Raw genomic sequence first — 22742 nt, forward strand, 5'->3', positions numbered from 1 at the left:
AGGAGAGCAGGATGCAAAAGCAATTGGTGGTCACCGTGATCGGTGCAGACAAACCCGGGATCGTCGAGAGTCTGGCGGCCGTCATCAGCCGCGAGCAGGGCAACTGGCTGGGCAGCGCCATGAGCGAACTGGCAGGCCAGTTTGCCGGAATCCTCCATGTATCTGTCCCCGACGAGCACTATCGCAGCCTATGCGAAGCACTGGCCCTGCTGCCGGGTCTGACCATCAGCTTTGCCGAAGGGACACCAACCACCGAGCCGGCTCATCAGGTAATGATGACGGTAACCGGCAACGACCGCCCCGGCATCGTCCATGAAGTAGCCAGCATCCTGCGCCAGCTCGAGATCAACGTGGCCGATCTCACTACCGGCTGTGAGCCGGCCCCCCACTCAGGCGCCCCGCTATTCTATGCTCACGCGCTGGTTGCCTTGCCCGACGGACTCGCGATGGATGACCTGATCACCGCGCTGGAATCCCTCTCCGACGATCTGGTGGTCGACATAGACGAGGCGTTCAGCGAGCAGTAACAATACCGTCATTTATTTGTCATATATTAACACCATAACTGCCGCGCAGAAGCGACCTGAAACAGAGGCACAAGATGAGCACCGACAAGCTGTATGAAGAGAAAGAGCTGAGCTGGCTCTCATTCAATGAACGGGTGTTGCAAGAGGCAATGGACAAGACGGTGCCCCTCATCGAGCGGGTTCGTTTTCTGGGGATTTTCTCCTCCAACCAGGATGAGTTCTTCAAGGTACGGGTATCGGACGTCAAGCGTCGCATCCTCATCAATGAAGTACATGGTGGCGACGATGAAGCGAAAGTGCTGCTGCGCGCCATCCAGCAAAAAGTGATGGCGCTCGGTGAAGCGTTCGACAACACCTATAAGGAGCTGTTGATTGCGTTGGCCCGCCACAACATCTTTCTGGTCAACGAGAACCAGCTCTCCGATGCCATTCAGAAGTGGCTGCGGGTCTTCTTTAAGGAGAAGGTGCTGCGTCACATCATCCCGATCCTGCTCAACAAGGAGGTCAATCCGGTCAAATTCCTCAAGGATGAGTACACCTATCTGGCCATCGAGATGAAGAAGAACGGTCAGGTGATCCAGTACGCCCTGGTGGAAGTGCCGACCGACGACCTGCCCCGCTTCTTCCAGCTGCCGCCGGAAGGGACCCGCCGCAAGAAGCAGATCATCATTCTGGATAACGTCATCCGCTTCTGCCTCGACGAGATCTTCAAGGGCTTCTTCGACTACGACGAGATTGCCGCCTATGCGGTGAAGCTGACCCGGGATGCCGAATATGATCTCTCTGACCAGCTGGACTTGAGCCTGGTGGACAAGATGAGTGACGGCTTGAAGCAGCGCCTCACCGCCATGCCGGTGCGCTTCGTCTACGAGCGGGAGATGCCCGCCGCCATGATAAGCTTCCTCAAGCTCAAGCTGCAGATCAGCTCCTACGACGCCATCATGCCGGGTGGGCGTTACCATAACTTCAAGGATTTCATCGGCTTCCCCAACGTGGGTCGTGACTATCTGGAAAACCCCAAGCTGCCGGCGCTGGATTGCCGCGATTTTGACGGCTTCGTCAACGCCTTCGATGCGATTACCAAGCAGGATATCCTGCTCTACTACCCGTACCACAAATTCCACCACTTCACCGAGCTGGTGCGCCAGGCGGCGTTCGACCCGGCGGTCAGCGCCATTCGCATCAACATTTATCGGGTGGCCAAGAAGTCGCGGATCATCCACTCCCTCATCGATGCCGCCAACAACGGCAAGAAGGTGACCGTGGTGGTCGAGCTGCGCGCCCGTTTCGACGAGGCGGCCAACATCGACTGGGCCAATATTCTCACCGATGCCGGGGTCAAGGTGGTATTCGGGGTACCGAGCCTCAAGATCCACTCCAAGCTCTGCCTCATCACCCGCCACGAAAATGGCGAGGCGGTGCGCTATGCCCATATCGGTACCGGCAACTTCAACGAGAAGACCGCCAAGATCTACACCGACTTCTCGCTGCTCACTCGCAATCCGGATATCACCGCCGAAGTGGAAGGGGTGTTTGAATACATCGAGTACCCCTATCGGCGCTACAAGTTCAACCACCTGCTGGTCTCCCCCATCAACAGCCGCCGTCAGCTCTATCGCCTCATCGACAACGAGCTCTCCAACGCCAAGGCGGGCCAGCCGAGCGGCATCATCCTCAAGATCAACAATCTGGTGGACAAGGATCTCATCAACCGCCTCTATGCCGCCGGGCAGGCCGGGGTGCCGATCCAGATGATCATCCGTGGCATGTGCGCCCTGCGTCCGGGCGTACCTGGCCTCAGTGACAACATCAAGGTGATCAGCATCATCGACCGCTTCCTCGAGCACCCGCGGGTGATGGTGTTCCACAACAAGGGCAACCCCCAGCTCTATATCTCCAGCGCTGACTGGATGAGCCGCAATATCGACGGCCGTATTGAGGTGGGCACCCCCATTTATGATGAGCGGCTCAAGCAGCGCATCATGGACATTCTCGAACTACAACTGAGTGATACCTGCAAGGCGCGGGTCATTGATGCCGACCAGCAGAACGAATATGTGAAGCGGGGCAACCGCCGCAAGATCCGCTCTCAGGTGGCGATTTACGACTATCTCAAACGTATCGAGTCAAACAATGGACAATAGTCTCTATGCCGCCGTGGATCTCGGCTCCAACAGTTTTCATATGGTGATCGCCCATCTGAGCGAAGGGCGTTTTCGCATCGTCGATCGCATCAAGGAGCGAGTGCGGCTGGCGGAAGGGATGGATGAGCAAAAACGCATGAGCCCGGAGGCGATGGAACGCGGCCTCGCCTGTCTGTCACTCTTTGCCGAGCGGCTCACCAACATCAAACCGGATCAGATCCGCATCGCCGGTACCTACACATTGCGCCGTGCCAGCAACGCCCGCGAATTTGTGAGTGAAGCAGCCAAGGTGCTCAACCACCCCATCGAGATCATCAGCGGGCAGGAAGAAGCACGCCTCATCTATCAGGGTGTCGCCCATACCCAGCATATCGAGGGTCAGGTACTGGTGATCGATATCGGCGGCGGCAGCACCGAACTCATCATCGGTGAAGGGTTTGAACACAAGGCCCTCACCAGTCGCAAGATGGGCTGCGTCAGCTTTACCCAAAGCTTCTTCGCCAGCGGCAAGCTGAGCGACAAACACTTCACCAATGCCGTGCTAGAGGCGCAGCACCAACTCGCCCCCATCGTCAACCAGTACCGCAAGCTGGGCTGGCAGAGCTGCCTTGGCAGCTCAGGCTCCATTCGTACCGTGCGCGACGTGCTGCAGGGGGAAGGGCTGACTGACGGCAGCATTACGCTGGAGGGGCTGGAGCGGCTCAAGGCGCTGATGATTGAGCGCAAGCGAGTGGATAACCTCAAACTGGTCGGGCTTACCGAGGAGCGTCAGGAGGTGTTTGCCGCCGCGGTCGCCATCCTGCTCGGGCTGTTTACCTCGCTGCCCATCGAGCGGCTTGACTACTCCGACGGTGCCCTGCGTGAAGGGTTGCTTTATGAATTCGAGGAGCGCTTGCAGCACCACGATATTCGCGAGCGCACCGCACAGGCGCTCGGTACCCACTACCGGATGGACAAAAAACAGGCAGCCCGGGTGGAGCAGAGCGTACTGACCCTGTTTGATGCCTTGCAAGAGCCCTGGCAGATGGAAGTAGAGCCCTATCGCGCCATTCTAGGCTGGGCGGCACGGCTGCACGAAATCGGCCTTGCCATCAACTACAGCGGCATTCATCGCCACTCCGCCTATATCCTGCAACACACCGACCTGCCCGGCTTCAACCAGGACGATCAGGCCCTGCTGGCAGCTCTGGTACGCTTTCAGCGCAAGGGGCTCAAGCTCTCCGAGCTGCCTCCCCTGCCCAACCACGACATGCAAACGGTGCTGCGTTGCATCCGCATCCTGCGCCTCGCAGTCGCCGCTCACCACAAGCGGCAGGACAACCTGCTGCCCGAGTGGAAAGTCGCGGTACAAGGGGATCAGCTGGTCGTGACCCTGCCAATTGACTGGTGCGAGGAGAACCGTCTCCTGATGCAGAATCTGGAGAAGGAGCATCGTTATTGCCAGGAGCAGGGCTGGCCACTGCTGTTCCAGCTCGGCTAAACCGGAAAAAGATAAATGCAAAAGGCAGCCCGTGGGCTGCCTTTTGGATCTCAATCTCCCAGTTACTGCAACTCGGGCAGCAACAGCTTGGCCATCTCGAAGTAGATGATAAGGCCGGTACCATCCACCAGCGTCGCGATGAAGGGTGCAGAGACCACCGCCGGATCGATGCGGAAACGACGCAGCACCATGGGAATAATGGATGCGACCGTGGCACTCCAGAGCACGATGGCGATGATGGTAAAGGTCACCACCATGCCAATCTGGGGACCGACGCCGAGACTCCATGCCCGTACCCAGGCCGCCATGGCAATGGCCCCCGAGATGAGCAGACCGGTGGAGAGCTCCTTTTTCAGCACGGTGCCGAGATTGCGCAGACTCACCTCCCCGACCGCCATGGCACGTACTATGGTGGTGGTGATCTGGGTGCCGCTGTTACCGCCAGTACCGATCAGGAGCGGAATGAAGAAGGCCAGCGCGATGGCGGCTTCCAGCTGCTCCTCGAATGCCCGCAGCACGGTGCCGGTGTAAGCTTCCGCCACGAACAGGATAAGCAGCCAGCCCACCCGTTTGCGCCACAACTGCCAGGGGGTCGCCTGCAAGTAAGGGGTATCGAGCGGTGATGAGCCACCCTGCATCTCGGCATCCTCGGTAGATTCAAGCTCCAGGATGTCGGCGGCATCATCGACGTGGAAAATACCGACCAGTCGCCCCTGGTCCTCGACCGGCAATACCGACAGGTCGCGGTCGATCAGCAGGCGCGCCGCCAGCTCCTGATCAGCCCGAGCGTTGATCCGCACCGTCTCCCGGTCCATCAGGTTAGCGACACTGGCCTCGGGGTCAGCAATCAGCAAGCTCTTGAGCGAGATACTCCCCTGTAGACGGCCATCCACGTTGACCACATAGATGTGGCGGAACAGCTGGGCATTGTCCCAGGCATCGTGGATCAGCTGCTTGGCCTTGCCGACGGAATCCTGTTCGCTCACTGCCAGATACTCGTGGCGCATATTGGCCCCGACGGACTCAGGCGGCCAATCCAGCAGTGAGTAGTAGATGGCCTGCGCCTGGGTCGGGAAGCGAGCCAGCAACATGGTGCGATCCTGACGACTCAGTTTGCGCAGGATAGCCACCATTTCGCGACGGGGAATAGCCTCCTGCAACACGCTGACGATGCTGCCATGGAGCCGCAGCAAAAGGCGACCGGCACTCTCTGCGGAGAGAGAAGCGATCAGTTCTGCCCCTTCTGACGCAGGCAAGGTGTCAAAGATGCAGTTGAGCTCTTCCGGACGCAGGGTCAGCAGCTGATCGGCGCGCTGAACCGGATCCAGATTGTGTTCCAGCCAGCCTTGCAGGCTGGCGAGATCGAGCAGTTGATGACGGTTGAGAATGGTGTGTGTTTTCTTCATCACAAAGAACCTCATGTGATTTCAGGCAAGCCTGAGCGCGAGCGGAGACCGTTCGCTGTCTGAAAGAAAACAGCAATTTGATTGACGAGTAATAGGCAGGAAATGACGCCGTTCGGCGTGTCATCATCCCCACGTACCAGCTTTAGCACTGCATAACGTATCCGGCATGCCGGAAGCCACTTGGGTTTACACCTTAATCCGATGAAAACTGTCCTGATCTTGGGCGTCTCTGGACGTCGTGAGATCAGTGGCCTGTGTTTATACAGGAGCCTCGCCTAACGAGATGCTGCAAATAATATGCACAACCCTCTGTTGTGCGGGCGGCATGATTATCCAATCCCACCGGGAGGTCAACCCCGCCTCAACCATGAAACCGAGTATGGCAACAGCTTGTTACAATTGTCCGACAATACCAGGGGAACTCTGCCGGAAACCCACAGTAAAAAGGCCCCATAGGGGCCTTTTCTTAGCGAATATAGTCAAATAATGTCAGACGACTTATTTTGCTAAACGAGAGTTGTGAGGCACTCAAGGCAGCATCTTCTTTGGACAACGTTGAAATCACCTCATAGAGATCGGCCTCCGACACCTTGGATCTCGCTTCGGCGTTGAGAGTGCTCAATCCCTCGTTGGACCCCATCACCTGCTCCAGACTATTCATACGGCCACCCAGCTCACCCAACCCGTGATCGATATTCAAACGAGCATTTTTCATATGAACAGTGGCATCAGCCACTTTTTGCTCAAAGCTCTCCGCGGAAATATTGGGGTCACGCAGAGCAGTAATAAAATCCGACATCCCGTTCAACACGTTGTCATTTTTGGGAGGATTAAGAGCAAACTGCTGGGCTGCGCCACCTGCAGGCTGGTCCAGTGTCAATTCGAGACCATTGAACGGTATTTTGGTACCAGGAGTGTAATTGCCCGTCTGCAGAGTATTGCCACCGGCATCTTTGATATCATAGGTATCAGGTGGGCCAATGGTGGTAGAAACAGTGTAGGTGTTGCTGGGCAGTGTCGGGTCATAACTTGCTTTATAGAAATTATCAAAATCCCCCTGATCACCGACCCCGACGTTGATATTTGCACTGGTGGCACTGGCGGTTCTTCTGGTCGCTACGATTTCAAACAGATCCTGTCCAGAATCATTGGCAGCAATTTGCACTGTGGGTGATACCTGAATATTTCGCTGGCCAGGATCACCCTGATAAATGTATTTGCCGTTGGCGTCTCTTATATAGGGCTGTGTCTTGCTCTGATTGCCACCGAAAATAAATTCACCCGATGAGTTCTTGCTGTTCATCAGGTCAAACATTTGCTGCTGCAACCCTTCCAGTTCGCTGGCGATGGCCTTGCGGTCATCAAGGCTGATGGCACCATTATTGGACTTCTGGATCAGGGTCTGGGCACTGAGCATCGCAGTATTGAGAGAATCCAATACCGTCTCTTCATGTCCCAGGCTGTTCTGCAGCAAACTGCCATTCACACTGTACTGTTTGAACAACTCAATCTCTTTGGTCAATGCCATCTTCTGGCTCATGCCTGCTGGATCTTCACCAGCAGTCTGAAACTTGTTGCCGGTTTGCAACTGCTGATAGGCCTTGTCCAGCCGCTCGTTGGTATTGGTCAGGGAGTAAAGATTCCGATCGTAGATCATGTTGGTGGTGATGCGCATGACGTTACCTCACGGACGAAAGCAATGTATCGAAGATGGTTTTGGCCGTACTGACCACCTGGGCGGATGCCGCATAAGATTGCTGGAAACGGATCAGATTGGCCGCCTCCTCCTCCAGATTGACCCCGGAGACGCTCTCATAGATCCCGGTACTCTGGATCAGCTTGGATTCATTGGCTTTAAGCAGAGTTTTTGCCTGGCTCGTATTGTTGCCCACTTCCATCACCAAGCCTGAGTAAGCCTGGTTGAAAGTCATCTTGTCGTTGGTCGTTCCCCCGTTGGTACTCTTGCGCACCAGATCCTTGTTTTGCAACTCCGCCATAGCCAAGCCATTACTGTTGTCAGCAAAACCATTGGTATTGTAACTGAGCTGGAAGCTGTCGGTTTGTACTACCGTGCCGGTAATACTGAACTCGTAGCCCGGGCTCTGTTTAGGGTTGCTATAGACCGCGGGTCCGCCCGGAAAGGGGCTGACGATAGATGCCATCAAATTCTGCCCTTTGCTGGCTGCCGGAGCGATTCCTATCAAGGTAGTCCCATCACCGGCATATACCTCATAGTTGCCGTTGTTGCCGATCTTGACGATCTGGGGCGCGGCGGGATCCAGGCTATTGGTACCAAAACCGGAACCCGTTCCGGTATTGAAGACACCATCCAGTTTAATGTCCGCACTGCCGATGTTGTTGGTTGTCTTCTGCACTTTAAGCGGTGCAGCCAGGGCCAGGTCTTCCGGCCGGGTGATCTGCTGAGCAAGCCCGGCAGCAGCCCCCTTTGCCGGTTGCAGTAGCAGCTTGTCTCCTGCCGCCGGTGTGCCGGTAAGATCGATCGAGATCCCGTGACCAGCCAGTTCAAACGTCGCTGGCGGCGTGGTGCCTGTTGCCACAGAAGTTCGATTTCCTGCTTTGTCCAGCGAGAACACCTCATATCCGGTCGCACTGCTAAAGCGTACTTCATAATCGAAAGGGGTCACTGAGCTTCCTTTGCCTGCGACGAAGCTGACATTCGCCCCGACCGACCCCGTGTTGTCGCCATAAGGCAATCCCTTGCTGGTTGGCAGGGTGAAAATATCGCTGCCCAACTCGTTGTCCAGATCCATCCCGAGACGGTTTTGCTGATTCATGGCATCTGCCATCGCAACGGCCAACTGCCCCAGCTCACGCTTGGTCGGCTCCAGGTCGGTACGCGCCTTGAACAACCCTCCTATGGCTCCCCCAAACGTATCGTGATCAATGAGAGCCTGATTGTCGCCAAGGGTCAGTTGCAACTCCTGATCACGGGAATCAGGGTCTCCTGCCACCACCTTGAACTGGGCAACGCCTCCATCCAGGATCAGCGAATGACCAGTACTCATATTGACCAGCATGCTACCGTTGGGTTGAGCAACGGTGCGAATATCCATCTTCTCGGAAAGCTGTCTTATTGCCTCGTCACGCTGATCAAACAACATCAGGTTCTCTTCGGGTGATCCCTGAGTGCGAATGATCGCCTGGTTGAGATCATTGATACTGGTCAACAAGCTGTTGACCTGCTTGGTTTCATCTTCAATACGGGTATTGAGGGTATCGCTGTGCTTGTCGAGCTGGGCCGATAGTGTGTGAAATCGGTTTACCATACCACTCAACTCCGTCATCACTACCTTGCGGCCCCCGATCTCGGCGGGCGATTCATTTGCCGAATGAAAGGACTTGAAATAAGAGGTAATGGTCTCACCCACACTGTTGCTGGTGTCTCCCAGCAGGCGATCCACATCGGCCAGCTGTTCGTAATGGGTCAGAGATGCGTAAAAGGCAGAGGTATCGCGACGCACCTCTCCCTGCATATAGCTGTTGATCACTCGCTCGGTCTTGATATCACCGGTACCAAGACCGATGGCATTGGTATACACCAGCGTACGCTCGCGCACATAGCCCTGGCTATTGACGTTCACGATGTTGTTACTGGTGCTCTGCAACAGACGCTGCTGGGCCAGCACGCCCGATGATCCAATTCCAAGCAGATCGCTTGCCATATTTACAGCTCCATCTCGTTGTATCGGGCAATGGCATCACTGCGCAATACCTGTTTCAGTTTTCTGGCGTAGTGCGGATCGGTGGCATAACCTGCCTGTTGCAATGCCTCGAAGTAGCGATCCGGACTGTCCACCTTGGCCAGGGCCCCCTTGTAGCGCGAACCCGAGGTGAGAAAGTCCACATAGTCATTGAAGCTCTCTTCAAACGAGCCATACGAACGAAATGCCGCTTTCTGGCGGGATGCGACGCCCTCTTCATATTCCAGGGTGCTGACGACCGCCCTGGGGCCCTCCCAGCGAGGGTCGGCCTTGATGCCAAACAGGTTATGAGTCATCTGCCCCTCACCATCCTTGATCACCCGCTTGCCCCAACCACTTTCCAATGCCGCCTGAGCCACCAGCACCGCCGGACTCAATCCCAACTTGTCCGCAGCCTTCTTGGCTAACGGCATCAGGTGCTGCACAAACGCTTCCGGACTATCAAACTGTGCGCTCCCCTCCCCATGACTACGATGGTGAGCCACAGGCACCATTGGCGGTACACTACGGTGGGCGCGCGTGGGCATGACGAGCGGGGTTTTCCCCTTTTCCATCTCTTTTTCAGCAAAATCTTTGCCAACTTTTGATGCTGAGATCAAATCAGTGGCTGCCGTCGTGGGTGGTTCGTAGGGTTTATAAACTCGTTCCGTACGCTGCGGCATCTTCAGCACCCGACCATCCTGGTGGACAAATGTCTCCGGTGAGAGCTGCCTGGCCACCATGTCAGCCAATCCAAGCCCCCCCTTGCTGGACATGTCTGCCACTCTCTGTTCATCCAGCATCCCTTCATAGAACTGGGTATAGCTACTGTTCATCGGGTTGTCCTGAGTCAATACCCCGTTGGCCTGACGCATGCTCTGAAACAGCATCTGGGTAAAGATTGACTCGAACTGGCGCGCAGCTCCCTGCAGTGCCTCGGCCTGCCCCTCTTTGCTGTGGCTCATCTGGCGCAGACGGTCCAGGTTCTTGATATCCTGTACCACCCCGAGATTAATGCCGCTGTTGGTGTCAAACTCCGCCATTTTGTTTACCTCATTGCCACCCGTGGCAATCACTTGCCGCCAGTTACAATATGACCAGTTGCCCCTCGATAGCGCCGGCCTGCTGCAGCGCCTCAAGAATAGCCATCAAATCACCGGGGGCGACGCCAACCTGATTGACCGCCCGGACCAGATCGTCCAGGGTCGCACCAGTATCAAACTTGAACATCCGCCCAGGCTCCTGCTGGACATTGATGGTCGAGTTGTTGGTGACCGTGGTCTCGCCCCCCGCCAGCGGGTTGGGTTGAGAGACCTGCTGGTTTTCGGCGATGGTCACCGTCAAACCACCGTGACTGATAGCAGCCGGTTTGAGCTTCACCTGACTGCCGATAACGATGGTGCCTGTACGAGAGTTGACGATGATCTTGGCCGCCTCGTTGGCCGGGTCCACCTCCAGGTTCTCGATAGTCGCCAGATAGGAGACTCGCTGGCCCGGATCCCGCGGGGCATAGACCTTGACCGAGGTGGCATCCAGAGCCTGAGCGGTATTGGGCCCCACCAGATCGTTGACTACGTCAGCCAGCCGACGCGCAGTAGTAAAGTCGGGGCGGTTGAGGTTGAAGGTGATCGTATCTCCCTGACTAAATGAGTTGGGCACCTCTCGCTCTACGGTTGCACCATTGGCAATCCGGCCGACGGTCGGAGTATTGACCACTACCTTGGAGCCATCAGCCCCCTCGGCACCCAGCCCGCCTACCACCAGGCTGCCCTGTGCGACTGCATAGACCCGCCCATCCAGCCCTTTCAGGAAACTCTGCAGCAGCGTACCACCGCGCAGGCTCTTGGCCTCACCAATGGCAGAGACAGTGACGTCGATAGTCTGGCCCGGCTTGGCAAACGGCGGCAAATCCGCATGGATCGCCACCGGCGCCACATCCTTGATCTTGGGTTTGATGTTGTCCGGGACCTTGATGCCGAAGTTGTTGAGCATGGTGCGGAAGGTCTGCTCGGTAAAGGCGTTGTTCTTCTCGCCGGTACCTGGCAGACCCACGACCAGACCGTAACCGATCAACTGGTTGCTACGCACCCCCTCCACCGAGCTGATGTCCTTGATCCGGGCGGCATTCGCCAGCCCCAAGGGCAGCAGACAGCAGAGCAGAGTCACGAGACGGAGTGACTTCATAACATCTCCTAGAGCGGCCACCAGGGACCATTGAAAAAGCTGGTAAGCCATCCCTGTTCCTGGGTATTGGCCAGATCGCCGGTACCACCGTAATAAATGCGGGCATTGGCGACTTTCTGGGATGACACACTGTTATCCGAGGTGACATCCTCCGGTCTAATCAGGCCGGTGATACGGATATACTCATTGCCATTGTTGAGCATGATCCACTTCTCACCTCGTACCAGCAGATTGCCATTGGGCAGTACCTTGGCCACACTGACCGAAATATTGCCCTGCAAACTGTTGCTTTGATCTGCTTTTGCCTGCCCCTTGAACGCACTGTTTTGACCGATGGATGCGGAGAGATCATAGGGGCTGGCCGTAACCGGTACGCTCCCCAGCGTCACTGGTTCCAGATTAAACTTGTTGTCCTTGCCACTCTGGGTATTGGCCTTCTTCGATGCAGATGTTGATTCCGACAACTCGATGGTGATGATGTCACCCACCTTGTGCGCCTTGATGTCCGAGTAGATGCCATTAACCTGATCCGGTTGAAAAATAGCACCCGTCGGTCTCACCGAGACCGGTTCCGACTCCCCGTATACGGGGGAAAACTCGGGGTCATCAGGCCTGGGCGTATTGGGCGTACTGCTACACCCTCCCAGCACCAGTAATCCCAACATCCATATAACTTTCATCATGCACCTCCTAATCAGGTACGCTGGATCAGGAAGGACATCATGCCATCCACGGCAGAGAGCACCTTGGAGTTCATCTCGTAGACCCGCTGAGCCTGAATGAGGTTTACCAGCTCTTCGGTGACGTTAACGTTGGAACTCTCCAGCATCCCTTGCTTAATGACTCCCATACCATCCGCCCCCGCAGTCCCCTGAATGGCGGCACCGCTGGACTGGGTTTCCAGAAACATGTTCTCACCCATCGGCTGCAGGCCACTGGCATTAACAAAGTCTGACAGGGTGATCTGTCCGACCACCTGAGAGGCACCGTCCCCCTTGAGCTGTACCGAGACCTGACCATCAGTGCCGACAGTGACACTCTGGGCATTTTCCGGAATCTGGATTTCTGGCTGCAGAGGATAGCCGTTACCCGGTGTCACTATGGTGCCTTCACTGTTAAGGGTGAATTGCCCATTACGGGTATAGGCAAGGCTGCCGTCGGGCAATTGGATTTCAAAGTAGCCACGGCCACTGATCATCAGATCCAGCGAATTGTCAGTCGTCTGTACGTTGCCCTGGCTGTGGTTTTTCTGGGTGGCCACGACCTTGGCTCCAGCACCGAGCATCAAGCCGGAGGGGAGCTCGGTATCGGCCGACGAACGGCCACCGGGCTGATTAATGTTCTGATAAAGCAAATCTTCAAAAATGGCCCGCGATTTCTTGAAACCAACGGTGCTGGCGTTCGCCAGGTTGTTCGATGTGACCGAAATATTGGTCTGCTGAGCATCCAACCCGGTCTTGCTGATCCAGAGTGCAGGATTCATAGGTAACTCCTCGATTAGCTGATACGCAGCAACTGGGTTTGGGCCTCGTCATTCTCTTCGGCCGTTTTCATCATCTTGACCTGGGTTTCAAACTGTCGTTGTAACCTGATCAGGTTGGTCATCTCATCCACCACATTGACGTTGCTCCCCTCCAGGGAGCCGGCAATCAGGCCAACATTGGCCGAGGCGGGTTCATTCTGGCCATCCTTGCGCCGGAACAGACCATCTTGCCCCTTCTCTACCGCATCTGCAGCCGGGTTAACCAGCTTGATCCGCTGAAAATCTTCCGACAAGTTCGCAGCTGCCCCTTCAGGACGACCACTGATAGTGCCATCCCGATTGATTTCGAGTTTCTCCATCGGCATTGGCAGCACGATGGGTTGACCACCGTCATCCACGACGTTCAGACCGGTCGAGGTTTGCAGGTTACCAGTCGCATTGACCTGCAGATTTCCCATACGGGTATAGGCCTCCCCCCCCTTGGGATCTTGCACTGCAATCCAGCCGGGACCATCCACCGCCACGTCAAGATCCCGCCCCGTGGTCATCAACATGCCATGCTGCAAGTTCTGGCCGGGACGTTCCGTCATGGCAAATACCCGACTGGGCAGCCCCTCACCAAAAGCCTGCATGCTGCGGGCCTGCTCGAAATCTGATTTAAAGCCGGTGGTATTGGCATTGGCGAGGTTATTACCGCGAACAGCCAGGCTGTTCATGTTCTCTTTGGCCCCGGACATGGCGATATAAAGCAGGTGATCCATGGGATTCTCCGTCAAACAGATGACTCTGACAGCAGAGCTGCAATTTGGATGCCAACAGAAGGGGGAATGCCGCACCATTCGGCAGCAGAGATCTATAAAAAAACGGGGCACCCAAGGTGCCCCGTTGCCGGAGAGGAATTAACGGATCTGCAAGATGGTCTGCTGCAGCGAACTATTTACCTCCAGAGAGCGGGAGTTGGCCTGGAAGTTACGCTGGGCAGTGATCAGGTCAACCAGTTCGGAGGTCAAATCCACGTTGGATTGCTCCAGCGCCGACGATTTGATGGTACCGAAGGTGCCGGAGTTGGGCGTTCCCGGCAATGCATCGCCAGAGAGCAGGGATTGCCGCCAGGAGGTATCTCCTATCTGGGTCAACCCTTGTGAGTTGGCAAACTTTGCCATGGCCACCATGGCCACCTTGATGGTTGTCGCGTTACTGTAAGTCGCGGACACAATGCCATCCGGCGTGATCTCGACTTTGGTCAAACGGCCGACTGTGGAACCATCCTGTGACAACTTGTTGACTTCGAACGGTGAGGCATATTGGGTTATTGTGCCCAACGAAATCTCAAAGGTCTGAGTGGGATCAGCACCATTAGTGATGATGCCTGCGCCGCCTGCCCCCAACGCCACTGTTTGAATTGTTGCAGGGGTAGTTGGGGTGATCATTTTACCATCGGCACCAAAGGTAAAACGAGCAGCTAACGGTACAGGATTCACACCTGTTGCCATCTGGGTTTGAACCCCGCTATCAATATCAATAGGCTTGTCGCCCTCATATAAATACATACGCCATGCTGTAGGATCTGCCGGTTTGGTAGGATCCGCATCGCTTGCTTCTTTGACGAAATACTGGGTGATGGTATGGGGTTCACCTAAAGAGTCGTACACCACAACAGACGTGGAAGACGAGTAAGTTTTCGAGTCTTTTGGATCAAAACTCGACAGACTGCCAACCACAGGAGGCACCGCAAGAGGATCCGGCATTGTTCCCGCCGACAAGGGGGTCGCCTTGGAAGGCAAATTGAAGCTCGCTTCAACCTTGCTGGTCTTTATAGGCTCACCCGCTCGATCCGGTATCTGGATCGGCTTGGTCGCATTGATACTCACCGCCTTCGGCGTACCGTCAGCATTAATTTCATAACCTTGCAGATAATGGCCCTGATTGTTAACCATATAACTGTTTTCATTGAGCTTGAACGCGCCAGCCCGAGTATAGGTGCGATCCAGGTTAGTCAAGCTGTCAGAGGTCACAAAGAAGCCATTCCCCTGAATAGCCAAATCCAGCGCGTTATTGGTAAATTGCAGAGCCCCCTGATGAAACTGCTGAGCCACCGCACCGGTCGCCACACCGTTACCAACCTGGGTCTTGGCATTGACAAAAATGGAGTTGGCGTAGACATCCGCAAACTCGGCACGGGACTCTTTAAAGCCCGTAGTATTAACGTTCGCAATGTTGTTAGCGGTGACGTTCAAGTCTTTTTGTGCCGCGTTAACACCGCTCAAGGCATTGTTAAATGACATATCCAGCTCCTTAGATCGATGCTGTCGACGTGGTTTTTGACGGAGTAACCGTCTGGTTTGCATTGGTTCCTGATATTTGAAGGACGGAACTCAGCAGGGTACTGCCCAATCCCTTCAAGTTGAGCAGTGTGGGGTTTGTTGCATTCCCCAAGGCAACGCTATCGACCTTGCCATAAGCGTATGTAGGGATAGTTTCCGCCTTGCCATCCACACTGCCACTGGCCTTGAGCACATATTTTCCAGGTTTGACCCGGTTACCTGCCTTGTCAGTGCCATCCCAGGCGATTTCCACATTGCCCTTCTGCTCTCCTTCCAGGCTAAATTCCTTGATAACCTGGCCAGCTTCATCTTCCACGGTAATCTTTATTCCCGCATATTTATTGGCAGTGCCAACCTGCACTACGCCTGAGATAGGGCCCTCCTTGTCCAGATAGCCAACATTGCTGGGCAAGAGCACATTCTGGCCAACCAGAGAAGAGGCTTGCAGAGCCTGGCTGGAGATCATTTGCTCATTGAGCTTGCCCATCTGGGTAGACAGACTGTTGATCCCCTCCGAGGTCGACATGGAAGCCATCTGGGAGAGCATCTGGGCATTGTCCACCGGCTTGAAGGGATCCTGATATGACAGTTGCATGGTCAGCAGTTTCATAAACGAAGCCTGATCCAGCTCTTTCTTCGGCGTAGTGGTGGTGCCAGTAGTCTGGGCCGTGGTACGGCCAATGCCGTTCACACTGTTGGTGGTATCGACCATGTTGCATCCCTCCTATCAGGATTTGCCAAGCTGAAGCGTCTGCTGCAGCATCTTCTTGGCCGAATCTGCAACCTGTACGTTGGTCTGGTAGCTGCGCGAGGCATTGATCATGTCAGCCATCTCTTCGACCATGTTGACATTTGGTTTGAAGATAAAGCCATCCTTGTCCGCCATCGGGTGGTTAGGGTTGTACTCCTTGAGCAGTGGAGCCTTGCTTTCGACAATGCCCTTCACCTCAACGCCGACCGACCCCTGTTTATCTGACATGGCTTGATCGAGCTGAGCGGCAAAAATTGGCCGCCTGGCGTGGTAAGTGTTTTCCACGCTGGAGCTGACGCTGTCCGCGTTGGCCATATTGCTGGCAACCGTGTTGAGACGCACAGACTGCGCACTCATGGCCGAGCCGGCAATATCAAAGACCTTGAACAAACTCATCACTGCTCTCCTTTCAGGGCTTTAAGCAAGCCACTGATCTTGCGGTTCATAAATTCCAGGGAGGTTTGGTACTCCAGACTGTTGCGCAAGAACTCGCTCCGCTCCTGCTGCACATCCACCGTGTTGCCATCACCCGTATCGGGCTGCAACGGATTGCGGTATTGGACAGTACCGGGGGCATCCATATTCAAGGCAAAGTGCTTTTCACTGGTTGTTACCAGGCCAAAACCCTGTTTATGCTGGGCATCCTGCAACGCCTGTGCAAAGTTGATATCTCTTGCTTTAAAACCTGGCGTGTCCGCATTGGCGATATTACTGGACAACACCTCGGCACGCTTGGCGCGAACACCCAGCGTGTATTGATGGATACCAAATGCCTTGTCAAATGAAAAAGCCATAGCACACCTCCTGCTTGGTATATTTTGCCTGCAAGAGATGTGCCAGACGATTTACAAGACTCTGCTGGCTGTCGAGTCCAGGTATGCTCAACCTTGTGGACGGAATGAAAAGCTCTGCAGTGCGGTATATAGGAACATGGCACAATGCCATCATGAATGGAGCCGAAAAGAGAGAAGGAGGCGCAGTGCCTCCCCTCTTATAAACAGTGTCAACAATCCCGACACCCTCGAATACTAAGGGCTACAACGCTATTTGACCTTGTAAACAATTCCGGGATTGCAGCGTATCATCTCGAATCTGTCGGTCAGTCCCGCAAGTGATTCTGAGGCTCCCAGCATCAAGTACCCACCAGGATTGAGGCTGGAGGCAAACTGGTTGAGGATTTTTGACTTCACTTCCGGTGCAAAATAGATAAGCACATTACGGCAAAAAATGATGTCAAATTTACCGAGCAGACTATAGCTTTCCAGCAGATTAAGCGGCCGGAAGGTGGTCAATTTTCTGACTCGCTCTACCACCCGCATTTTGTTATCACCATAGGGCTCAAAAAACATCTTCTTGCGCTCTGGCGACAATCCGCGGGCCAATGCCAGACTGTCATATACCCCTTCCTTACACTGATTCAGCATAGTAGTCGATATGTCTGTCCCGACAATCTGCACCCCACCAGGCAAGGTACCCGGTTTCTTCATCTGCTGCTCCAGCGCAGTCATGGCGATAGAATAGGGCTCCTGCCCCGAAGACGAAGCGGCAGACCAAATCTTGACAGGACGACCACTTTTACCCAGTTCAGGAAAAATCTTGTCGGTCAACAGCTGGAACGGATAGGTATCGCGAAACCAGAGTGTTTCATTAGTGGTCATCGCATCAACAACCGCCATTTTCAGGTCACGCTCACGCACACTCATTGCACGGGTGACCAGTTCAGACAGACTCTCGATGCCAAACTGCGCCATCAACGGTGAGAGACGGCTCTTCACCAGATACTGTTTGTTATCACCCAGCACGATTCCGCTCTGTACCGCAAGAAAGTTGCTGAACTGTTTGTATAAGTCGTCCGAAAGTGTCTTCATGCAGCTGTTCTTCTTTAATTAGAGTGCGTTTTGTACGGCTTTGGCCAATTCATCAGGCTGGAATTTGGCAATAAAGTTGTTTGCACCAACTTTTTGCACCATTGCCTGGTTAAATACACCACTGAGCGAGGTATGCAGAATAACATGCAAATCTTTGAGATTGGGATTATTCCGGATCTCGGCAGTGAAGGTATAGCCATCCATCTCAGGCATTTCGATATCAGAAATCACCAGCGCAATCTGATCCTTGATAGGGCCATTTTTGGTCATCTCCAGCAACATATTCAATGCCTCGCGGCCATCTTTTGCCAGCACACATTCGACACCGATTGCCTCAAGCGCACGCTGTACCTGTTTGCGTGCAACAGACGAGTCATCAGCAACCAGCACAGGACGCCCCAAGGTCGGATGCTCGACACTGGCTTCCACCAGCTCTTGGCTGACCTCGGTAGAAACAGGAGAGATTTCGTTGAGAATGCGCTCAACGTCGAGGATCTCGACCAACTCACCATCAACCTCGGTAACCGCCGTCATATAGTTGATACGGCCGGCCCCCTTGGGGGGAGGCAGAATAGACTCCCAATTCATATTGATAATGCGTTCCACAGAGTGAACCAAAAAACCCTGAATAGAACGGTTGTACTCGGAGATGATAATGAAGCACTTGCTCAAATCTTCAATTGGACGCTTGCCCATCGCCATGCTGAGGTCGATGACCGAGATAGTCTGGCCTCGAATATGAGCAACCCCGCGAATACAGGAGTTCAACTTGGGCATCACGGTCAACGGGGGACACTGCAACACTTCACGCACTTTGAATACGTTGATGCCAAATCTTTGACGTCCATTAAGACGAAACAACAACAATTCCAGCCGGTTTTGCCCCACTAGCTGGGTACGTTGGTTGACCGAGTCCAGGATACTGGCCATAAACACTCCCTAAAAACGCTTGGCATTAATCATGCATGCGTGATGGATTGCGTCAGACTATCGATGTGACAACAAACAGATTCTGAAGCAATCATAGTTAAATATGGTGATATGCGTGAACAACTTATCGACCGACGAGCGAAAATGATTAACCGACTTTTACTCATCAGCCTCTTTTTTGGCTGCATATCTTCCAGCGATGCCTCGGAGGTCACAACCTATCTGAGGGAGCGGGCAGAAGAGTTCGTTTATAGCCAACTCGATCTGCAGCTGGATGCCAGAGCAGAGGTCACAGCTGCGACTCTTGATGAGAGACTCCCACTGACCCGTTGCGAAGATCTGTTGACCATCAGCTTACCAGCAAAAATGGAAATTCGCCGTAATACAACAGTTTACATTAAGTGTGAAGAAGACAAACCCTGGGATGTCTACTTACCTGTAAGGGTCAGTATTCAAAAACCCTTTGTTACCGTCACGGCTCCGATAGCCAAAGGGGATCTGCTGAGTGAAAGCCAGCTGGTAGTAGCGTTTCAGGATCAAACCCTGATCCGCGGCGACTACCTGACTGACACAGCCCCTCTTATCGGAGTCCGCAGCAAGCGGGAGATCAAACCGGGACAGCCCATCCGTTTGAGCCAAGTTTGCGTGGTATGTAAAGGGGATCAGGTCACCCTGACTGCCGAGAACAGCAATTTCCAGATCAAAACCATGGCCCGAGCCTTGCAAGATGGCAGTTTCGGAGAGATCATCAAACTCGTCAATATTCGCTCCGGCAAAACGGTGGAAGGTAAAGTCACAGCTGTCGGTGCCGCATCGGTCACTTTTTGATATCCGGAGCCTGAACAATTTTTTCTAAAGTTTTGACCTGCCGCACCGATAAACAGGTAAGCAAACCTTAAAGCAGACGAAGGTAACTAAAATGGCCATCAACAATATCAACAACTTGGCGAATAATCGGTTGCAAAATACCGCTAATAGCCAGGGGACAGGCAGCAAGTCAGTCACCTCATCGCCCGAAAACAAAGCGACCACTGTCAAGCTGGACTCAGTCTCCTTGACCAGTGAAGCGCAACAATTGCAAAAAATGCAACAGAACCTCAATACCGCCTCAACCGGCAACGAGAGCAAGGTTGAACGACTGAAGAAAGCCGTCGCGAGTGGCGAATATCAGGTTAACAGCGACGCTGTGGCCAAGAAGATGTTCAGTTTCGAGGCCAATCTGGACAAAGTTCTGGGATGATGGATTTACCTTCGTTACTGCACACCCAAGATGATTACCTCAGCCAGATGCAATGCATTCTGGAAGAGGAATTCAGCTTGCTCGAACAGCATCAGGCACTGGCCCTGCCTGCACTGACCGAGCGCAAACAGCAGCTGCTTGCTGCGATAGAAACGCTGGACAAGACCCTCGCAGAGATGCCGGAACTGGCACTGCAGCTGGCAGCCTATCCAGACGAGATGGCGCAGCTTCGTGCAAAACTGGATGCCTGCCAGGCACAAAATGATATCAACGGTCGATTGCTTGAATTGAGCATCGTCTCAAACCGTCGTCTGGCAACCTTTCTGAGTCAACTGCGCGATCGCAACAGCCTGACCTATGACGCCAAGGGTAATACTCGCTCTGGCACCCGCTCCTACGGTATCAAGGCCTGACATCTCTTATCAGGCCTTGCATTTTTGCTCGCAGTTTTAAAGCACCAGTCGCAACAACTCTCGCCCATCCTCACACGCATTGACGCGCAGTATCCCGTCCTCATAGCTCCCGTAACTGGCAGGCAACTCGCCGCGCGGGAAACAGATCGACCCCGGGTTCATCAAGATCCGTTCCCCCTGCCACTCCAGCACCGGCACATGGGTGTGGCCGCTCAGGAACAGACTACCCGGCGGTAGCTGTACCTCGTCCGGGCGATAAAGATGGCCATGGCTGACAAACCAGCGCCGCTCATCGACCAGCAACTGGTTGTAGGGGGCTGTGATGGGAAAGCGCAACAGCATCTGATCCACTTCGGAATCGCAATTGCCCCGCACCGCGATGATCTGTGGCGCCAGCTCGTTGAGCCGATCGGCCACCGCAGCCGGGTTATATCCCTCCGGCAGAGGATTACGCGGGCCATGGTTGAGCAGATCGCCGAGCAGCAGATAGTGATCCGGCTGCCAGGGCTCAAGTTGGGTCAGCACCCGCTCCAGCGCAATGATGCTGCCGTGGATGTCGGAAATGATGGCAAGTTTCATGAAATGCTCCTCACTGCGGGCTGAAATAGAGATCCTTGGTGGCAATCGTCCCTTTCAAATTCTGGCTGGGCAGTCCCCGCAGGGTGGGGTCAACCAGTCTCATCTGATTGTAATGATACACGGGGAGGATCGGCGCCTCCTCAAGCAGCAACTGTTCGGCATGCCGGTAGAGTTCAACCCGGCTCGCGCTGTCCAGCGTATTGGCAGCCTGCTCCAGCAACAGATCAAAGTCGGGATTGCAGTAGCCGCTCTCGTTGCGCAGATCCTGACAACGGAAGCTGCCCAACATGGCAGACGGCTCCACGTAATCGCCAAACAGGAAGCTTCTGGCCACCTGGAAATCACCGCTATCCTTGGCCACCTGATAGGCACCCCACTCCAGACTGTTGAGGGTGACCTGTACCCCCAGCTTCTGCCACATGGCGGCAATGGCCATCGCCATCTGCTTGTGGGTTTCTGCGCTGTTGTAGGTAATGCTCAGCTTGAGTGGATTGGCACTGTTATACCCTGCCGCTGACAGCAACGCTGCCGCTTTGGCCTGGCGGGTTAGCATATCTTCAAGCGCCACAGGCAATATCACCCGGGGGTAACCCGGCATCTCCGGCAACAGCGACCATGCTGCCTGTTCATCCTGCCCGCTCACCGATCCAATGAGCTGCTGTCGATCAACCGCCATGGAGAGCGCCTGACGCACCCGCACATCCTGCAGTTCGGGTCGCTTCAAATTGAACGCATAGAGATAGGTGCCAAACAGCGGCAAGCCCCAGAGCCGCTCCGGAGACTCGCGCTTCATCTTCTGGTAATAGCCGAGGGAGACCTTGTTGGTAAGCTGTATTTCACCAGCCTCATAGCGCAGCCGTTCGGCATGTTGCGAAGTGATAGGCAGATAGGTGACCCGTCCGATACGGGTGTGAAGGTCATCCCAGTAGTGGATATTGCGCTCGGCTTCGATCTGCTCGTTCGGCGTCCAGCTTGCCAGCCGATAAGCACCATTGCTCACCAGCTTGCCGGGCTCGGTCCACTGCTTGCCAAATTTGGCTATCGCCTTCTGGTTGACTGGCACAAAGGGGCGCTGACTGATGAGTTGCAGGAAATAGGGAGCCGGCCGCTCTAGGGTGACTTTCAGGATCTGATCGCTTTGCGCCTCAATGCCAAGATTGTCGAGCTCCAGTGCGCCGGCATAGATGGATTGCGCATTGTTGATCCCCGTCGCCAGCAGCAATCCGGCAGAAGGAGAGTTGATGGCCGGATCGAGCAGACGGCGCCAGGCATAGACGAAATCAGCGGCCACCAGCGGCTCGCCATTGGACCATTTCAGTTGAGGGCGCAGGAAGAATCGCCACTCCAGCCCATCTTCACTCACCTCCCAGCGCTGTGCCTGAGCAGGGACGATATGCCCCTGACCATCTTCGCTGACCAGCCCTTCAAACAGATCGACCAGTACCGCCTCCCCCGGAAAACCGGATCGCACCAGCGCCGGATCCAGTGACTCCGGCTCGGCACCGTTGCCCTTGACCAGGGTTTGCCGATCGGCAAGCAGAGGCTGCTGCTCAACGGTGGTGGCATGGGCCAGGGGCCCAGCCAGCACGGCAAGCAATAGCGGGGAGAGCCAGCGTTGCGCCAGCTTGGGGAAGAAACCATACCTCATGACAAAACCTCGAATAACACCACTGCAGGAGGGGAAGGCCGACGGCGCGCCTGATGAATGCCTG

The 22742-nt window shown here is 54.9% G+C and carries 22 protein-coding genes and 1 riboswitch; of the genes, 6 read left to right on the plus strand and 16 right to left on the minus strand.

Annotation, left to right across the window (positions count from 1 at the left end; all coding sequences use genetic code 11):
* The first annotated feature begins 11 nt into the window (after positions 1-11).
* The 3 genes from I6L35_RS19330 (at position 12) to ppx (ending at position 4151) form a co-directional block, all read left to right on the plus strand.
* The gene (locus I6L35_RS19330) at positions 12-527 is read left to right on the plus strand and encodes a glycine cleavage system protein R (protein ID WP_216979069.1); all 516 of its coding nucleotides are present in this window, start codon (positions 12-14) and stop codon (positions 525-527) included.
* Between the two features lie 74 nt (positions 528-601).
* Positions 602-2671: a polyphosphate kinase 1 gene (ppk1, locus tag I6L35_RS19335; protein ID WP_216979070.1), complete on the plus strand. Its 2070-nt coding sequence runs from the start codon at positions 602-604 to the stop codon at positions 2669-2671.
* Positions 2661-4151 carry an exopolyphosphatase gene (gene ppx, locus I6L35_RS19340; RefSeq protein WP_184232281.1) on the plus strand — a complete coding sequence of 497 codons (1491 nt, stop codon included), beginning with the start codon at positions 2661-2663 and terminating at the stop codon, positions 4149-4151. The genes ppk1 and ppx overlap by 11 nt, the downstream gene beginning before the upstream one ends.
* A gap of 62 nt (positions 4152-4213) precedes the next feature.
* Here ppx and mgtE read toward each other — a convergent pair whose 3' ends face one another.
* The 14 genes from mgtE to I6L35_RS19410 all read right to left on the minus strand — a co-directional run bounded on the left by mgtE (position 4214) and on the right by I6L35_RS19410 (position 18798).
* Complete coding sequence (gene mgtE, locus I6L35_RS19345; RefSeq protein ID WP_216954102.1) at positions 4214-5557, minus strand: magnesium transporter; 1344 nt, start codon at positions 5555-5557, stop codon at positions 4214-4216.
* 120 nt (positions 5558-5677) lie between these two features.
* Positions 5678-5847: riboswitch (M-box (ykoK) riboswitch) on the minus strand.
* Positions 5848-6023: 176 nt separating this feature from the next.
* Positions 6024-7232: a flagellar hook-associated protein FlgL gene (flgL, locus tag I6L35_RS19350; protein WP_216979071.1), complete on the minus strand. Its 1209-nt coding sequence runs from the start codon at positions 7230-7232 to the stop codon at positions 6024-6026.
* Positions 7233-7236: 4 nt separating this feature from the next.
* Positions 7237-9240 carry a flagellar basal body rod C-terminal domain-containing protein gene (locus tag I6L35_RS19355; RefSeq protein ID WP_216979072.1) on the minus strand — a complete coding sequence of 668 codons (2004 nt, stop codon included), beginning with the start codon at positions 9238-9240 and terminating at the stop codon, positions 7237-7239.
* 2 nt (positions 9241-9242) lie between these two features.
* Positions 9243-10301, minus strand: coding sequence for a flagellar assembly peptidoglycan hydrolase FlgJ (gene flgJ, locus I6L35_RS19360; protein WP_216979073.1), 1059 nt, complete (start codon positions 10299-10301; stop codon positions 9243-9245).
* A gap of 43 nt (positions 10302-10344) precedes the next feature.
* Positions 10345-11442: a flagellar basal body P-ring protein FlgI gene (locus tag I6L35_RS19365; protein WP_005344534.1), complete on the minus strand. Its 1098-nt coding sequence runs from the start codon at positions 11440-11442 to the stop codon at positions 10345-10347.
* Positions 11443-11450: 8 nt separating this feature from the next.
* Positions 11451-12122 carry a flagellar basal body L-ring protein FlgH gene (flgH, locus tag I6L35_RS19370; protein ID WP_216980328.1) on the minus strand — a complete coding sequence of 224 codons (672 nt, stop codon included), beginning with the start codon at positions 12120-12122 and terminating at the stop codon, positions 11451-11453.
* 14 nt (positions 12123-12136) lie between these two features.
* The gene (flgG, locus tag I6L35_RS19375) at positions 12137-12925 is read right to left on the minus strand and encodes a flagellar basal-body rod protein FlgG (RefSeq protein ID WP_005344532.1); all 789 of its coding nucleotides are present in this window, start codon (positions 12923-12925) and stop codon (positions 12137-12139) included.
* A 14-nt stretch (positions 12926-12939) separates the two neighbouring features.
* Positions 12940-13686, minus strand: coding sequence for a flagellar basal-body rod protein FlgF (gene flgF, locus I6L35_RS19380; RefSeq protein WP_005344530.1), 747 nt, complete (start codon positions 13684-13686; stop codon positions 12940-12942).
* Between the two features lie 138 nt (positions 13687-13824).
* Positions 13825-15210: a flagellar hook protein FlgE gene (gene flgE / locus I6L35_RS19385; RefSeq protein ID WP_216979074.1), complete on the minus strand. Its 1386-nt coding sequence runs from the start codon at positions 15208-15210 to the stop codon at positions 13825-13827.
* Between the two features lie 10 nt (positions 15211-15220).
* Positions 15221-15961, minus strand: coding sequence for a flagellar hook assembly protein FlgD (locus tag I6L35_RS19390; protein WP_005344528.1), 741 nt, complete (start codon positions 15959-15961; stop codon positions 15221-15223).
* Between the two features lie 15 nt (positions 15962-15976).
* Complete coding sequence (gene flgC / locus I6L35_RS19395) at positions 15977-16396, minus strand: flagellar basal body rod protein FlgC (protein ID WP_005344527.1); 420 nt, start codon at positions 16394-16396, stop codon at positions 15977-15979.
* Positions 16396-16794, minus strand: a complete 399-nt coding sequence (gene flgB / locus I6L35_RS19400) for a flagellar basal body rod protein FlgB (RefSeq protein ID WP_005344526.1) — start codon at positions 16792-16794, stop codon at positions 16396-16398. The genes flgC and flgB overlap by 1 nt, the downstream gene beginning before the upstream one ends.
* Before the next feature lie 249 nt (positions 16795-17043).
* A complete protein-coding gene (locus tag I6L35_RS19405) occupies positions 17044-17868 on the minus strand; it encodes a protein-glutamate O-methyltransferase CheR (RefSeq protein ID WP_005344525.1) in 825 nt (274 codons plus the stop codon).
* Between the two features lie 18 nt (positions 17869-17886).
* Positions 17887-18798, minus strand: a complete 912-nt coding sequence (locus tag I6L35_RS19410) for a chemotaxis protein CheV (RefSeq protein WP_005344523.1) — start codon at positions 18796-18798, stop codon at positions 17887-17889.
* 144 nt (positions 18799-18942) lie between these two features.
* On the opposite strand from I6L35_RS19410, the gene flgA reads away from it, so the two are divergent.
* The 3 genes from flgA (at position 18943) to I6L35_RS19425 (ending at position 20451) form a co-directional block, all read left to right on the plus strand.
* Positions 18943-19626: a flagellar basal body P-ring formation chaperone FlgA gene (gene flgA / locus I6L35_RS19415; protein WP_216980329.1), complete on the plus strand. Its 684-nt coding sequence runs from the start codon at positions 18943-18945 to the stop codon at positions 19624-19626.
* 91 nt (positions 19627-19717) lie between these two features.
* A complete protein-coding gene (gene flgM / locus I6L35_RS19420; protein WP_005344518.1) occupies positions 19718-20038 on the plus strand; it encodes a flagellar biosynthesis anti-sigma factor FlgM in 321 nt (106 codons plus the stop codon).
* Positions 20035-20451, plus strand: coding sequence for a flagella synthesis protein FlgN (locus I6L35_RS19425; RefSeq protein ID WP_041234173.1), 417 nt, complete (start codon positions 20035-20037; stop codon positions 20449-20451). The genes flgM and I6L35_RS19425 overlap by 4 nt, the downstream gene beginning before the upstream one ends.
* A 36-nt stretch (positions 20452-20487) precedes the next feature.
* Here the strand turns inward: I6L35_RS19425 and yfcE are convergent, their stop codons facing one another.
* Together yfcE and I6L35_RS19435 are read right to left on the minus strand one after the other, a co-directional pair.
* Complete coding sequence (gene yfcE, locus I6L35_RS19430; RefSeq protein ID WP_216979075.1) at positions 20488-21030, minus strand: phosphodiesterase; 543 nt, start codon at positions 21028-21030, stop codon at positions 20488-20490.
* Between the two features lie 10 nt (positions 21031-21040).
* A complete protein-coding gene (locus tag I6L35_RS19435) occupies positions 21041-22678 on the minus strand; it encodes a peptide ABC transporter substrate-binding protein (protein ID WP_216979076.1) in 1638 nt (545 codons plus the stop codon).
* Between the last annotated feature and the right edge of the window lie 64 nt (positions 22679-22742).

The organism is Aeromonas sp. FDAARGOS 1405 (genome assembly GCF_019048265.1).
GTDB classification, from domain to species: domain Bacteria; phylum Pseudomonadota; class Gammaproteobacteria; order Enterobacterales; family Aeromonadaceae; genus Aeromonas; species Aeromonas veronii_A.

What these genes read in the sequence shown, in the direction of transcription:
- I6L35_RS19330 (WP_216979069.1), top strand. Translation starts at nt 12, where the DNA reads ATGCAAAAGCAATTGGTGGTCACCGTGATCGGTGCAGACAAACCCGGG.
- ppk1 (WP_216979070.1), top strand. Translation starts at nt 602, where the DNA reads ATGAGCACCGACAAGCTGTATGAAGAGAAAGAGCTGAGCTGGCTCTCA.
- ppx (WP_184232281.1), top strand. Translation starts at nt 2,661, where the DNA reads ATGGACAATAGTCTCTATGCCGCCGTGGATCTCGGCTCCAACAGTTTT.
- mgtE (WP_216954102.1), bottom strand. Translation starts at nt 5,557, where the DNA reads ATGAAGAAAACACACACCATTCTCAACCGTCATCAACTGCTCGATCTC.
- flgL (WP_216979071.1), bottom strand. Translation starts at nt 7,232, where the DNA reads ATGCGCATCACCACCAACATGATCTACGATCGGAATCTTTACTCCCTG.
- I6L35_RS19355 (WP_216979072.1), bottom strand. Translation starts at nt 9,240, where the DNA reads ATGGCAAGCGATCTGCTTGGAATTGGATCATCGGGCGTGCTGGCCCAG.
- flgJ (WP_216979073.1), bottom strand. Translation starts at nt 10,301, where the DNA reads ATGGCGGAGTTTGACACCAACAGCGGCATTAATCTCGGGGTGGTACAG.
- I6L35_RS19365 (WP_005344534.1), bottom strand. Translation starts at nt 11,442, where the DNA reads ATGAAGTCACTCCGTCTCGTGACTCTGCTCTGCTGTCTGCTGCCCTTG.
- flgH (WP_216980328.1), bottom strand. Translation starts at nt 12,122, where the DNA reads ATGAAAGTTATATGGATGTTGGGATTACTGGTGCTGGGAGGGTGTAGC.
- flgG (WP_005344532.1), bottom strand. Translation starts at nt 12,925, where the DNA reads ATGAATCCTGCACTCTGGATCAGCAAGACCGGGTTGGATGCTCAGCAG.
- flgF (WP_005344530.1), bottom strand. Translation starts at nt 13,686, where the DNA reads ATGGATCACCTGCTTTATATCGCCATGTCCGGGGCCAAAGAGAACATG.
- flgE (WP_216979074.1), bottom strand. Translation starts at nt 15,210, where the DNA reads ATGTCATTTAACAATGCCTTGAGCGGTGTTAACGCGGCACAAAAAGAC.
- I6L35_RS19390 (WP_005344528.1), bottom strand. Translation starts at nt 15,961, where the DNA reads ATGGTCGATACCACCAACAGTGTGAACGGCATTGGCCGTACCACGGCC.
- flgC (WP_005344527.1), bottom strand. Translation starts at nt 16,396, where the DNA reads ATGAGTTTGTTCAAGGTCTTTGATATTGCCGGCTCGGCCATGAGTGCG.
- flgB (WP_005344526.1), bottom strand. Translation starts at nt 16,794, where the DNA reads ATGGCTTTTTCATTTGACAAGGCATTTGGTATCCATCAATACACGCTG.
- I6L35_RS19405 (WP_005344525.1), bottom strand. Translation starts at nt 17,868, where the DNA reads ATGAAGACACTTTCGGACGACTTATACAAACAGTTCAGCAACTTTCTT.
- I6L35_RS19410 (WP_005344523.1), bottom strand. Translation starts at nt 18,798, where the DNA reads ATGGCCAGTATCCTGGACTCGGTCAACCAACGTACCCAGCTAGTGGGG.
- flgA (WP_216980329.1), top strand. Translation starts at nt 18,943, where the DNA reads ATGATTAACCGACTTTTACTCATCAGCCTCTTTTTTGGCTGCATATCT.
- flgM (WP_005344518.1), top strand. Translation starts at nt 19,718, where the DNA reads ATGGCCATCAACAATATCAACAACTTGGCGAATAATCGGTTGCAAAAT.
- I6L35_RS19425 (WP_041234173.1), top strand. Translation starts at nt 20,035, where the DNA reads ATGATGGATTTACCTTCGTTACTGCACACCCAAGATGATTACCTCAGC.
- yfcE (WP_216979075.1), bottom strand. Translation starts at nt 21,030, where the DNA reads ATGAAACTTGCCATCATTTCCGACATCCACGGCAGCATCATTGCGCTG.
- I6L35_RS19435 (WP_216979076.1), bottom strand. Translation starts at nt 22,678, where the DNA reads ATGAGGTATGGTTTCTTCCCCAAGCTGGCGCAACGCTGGCTCTCCCCG.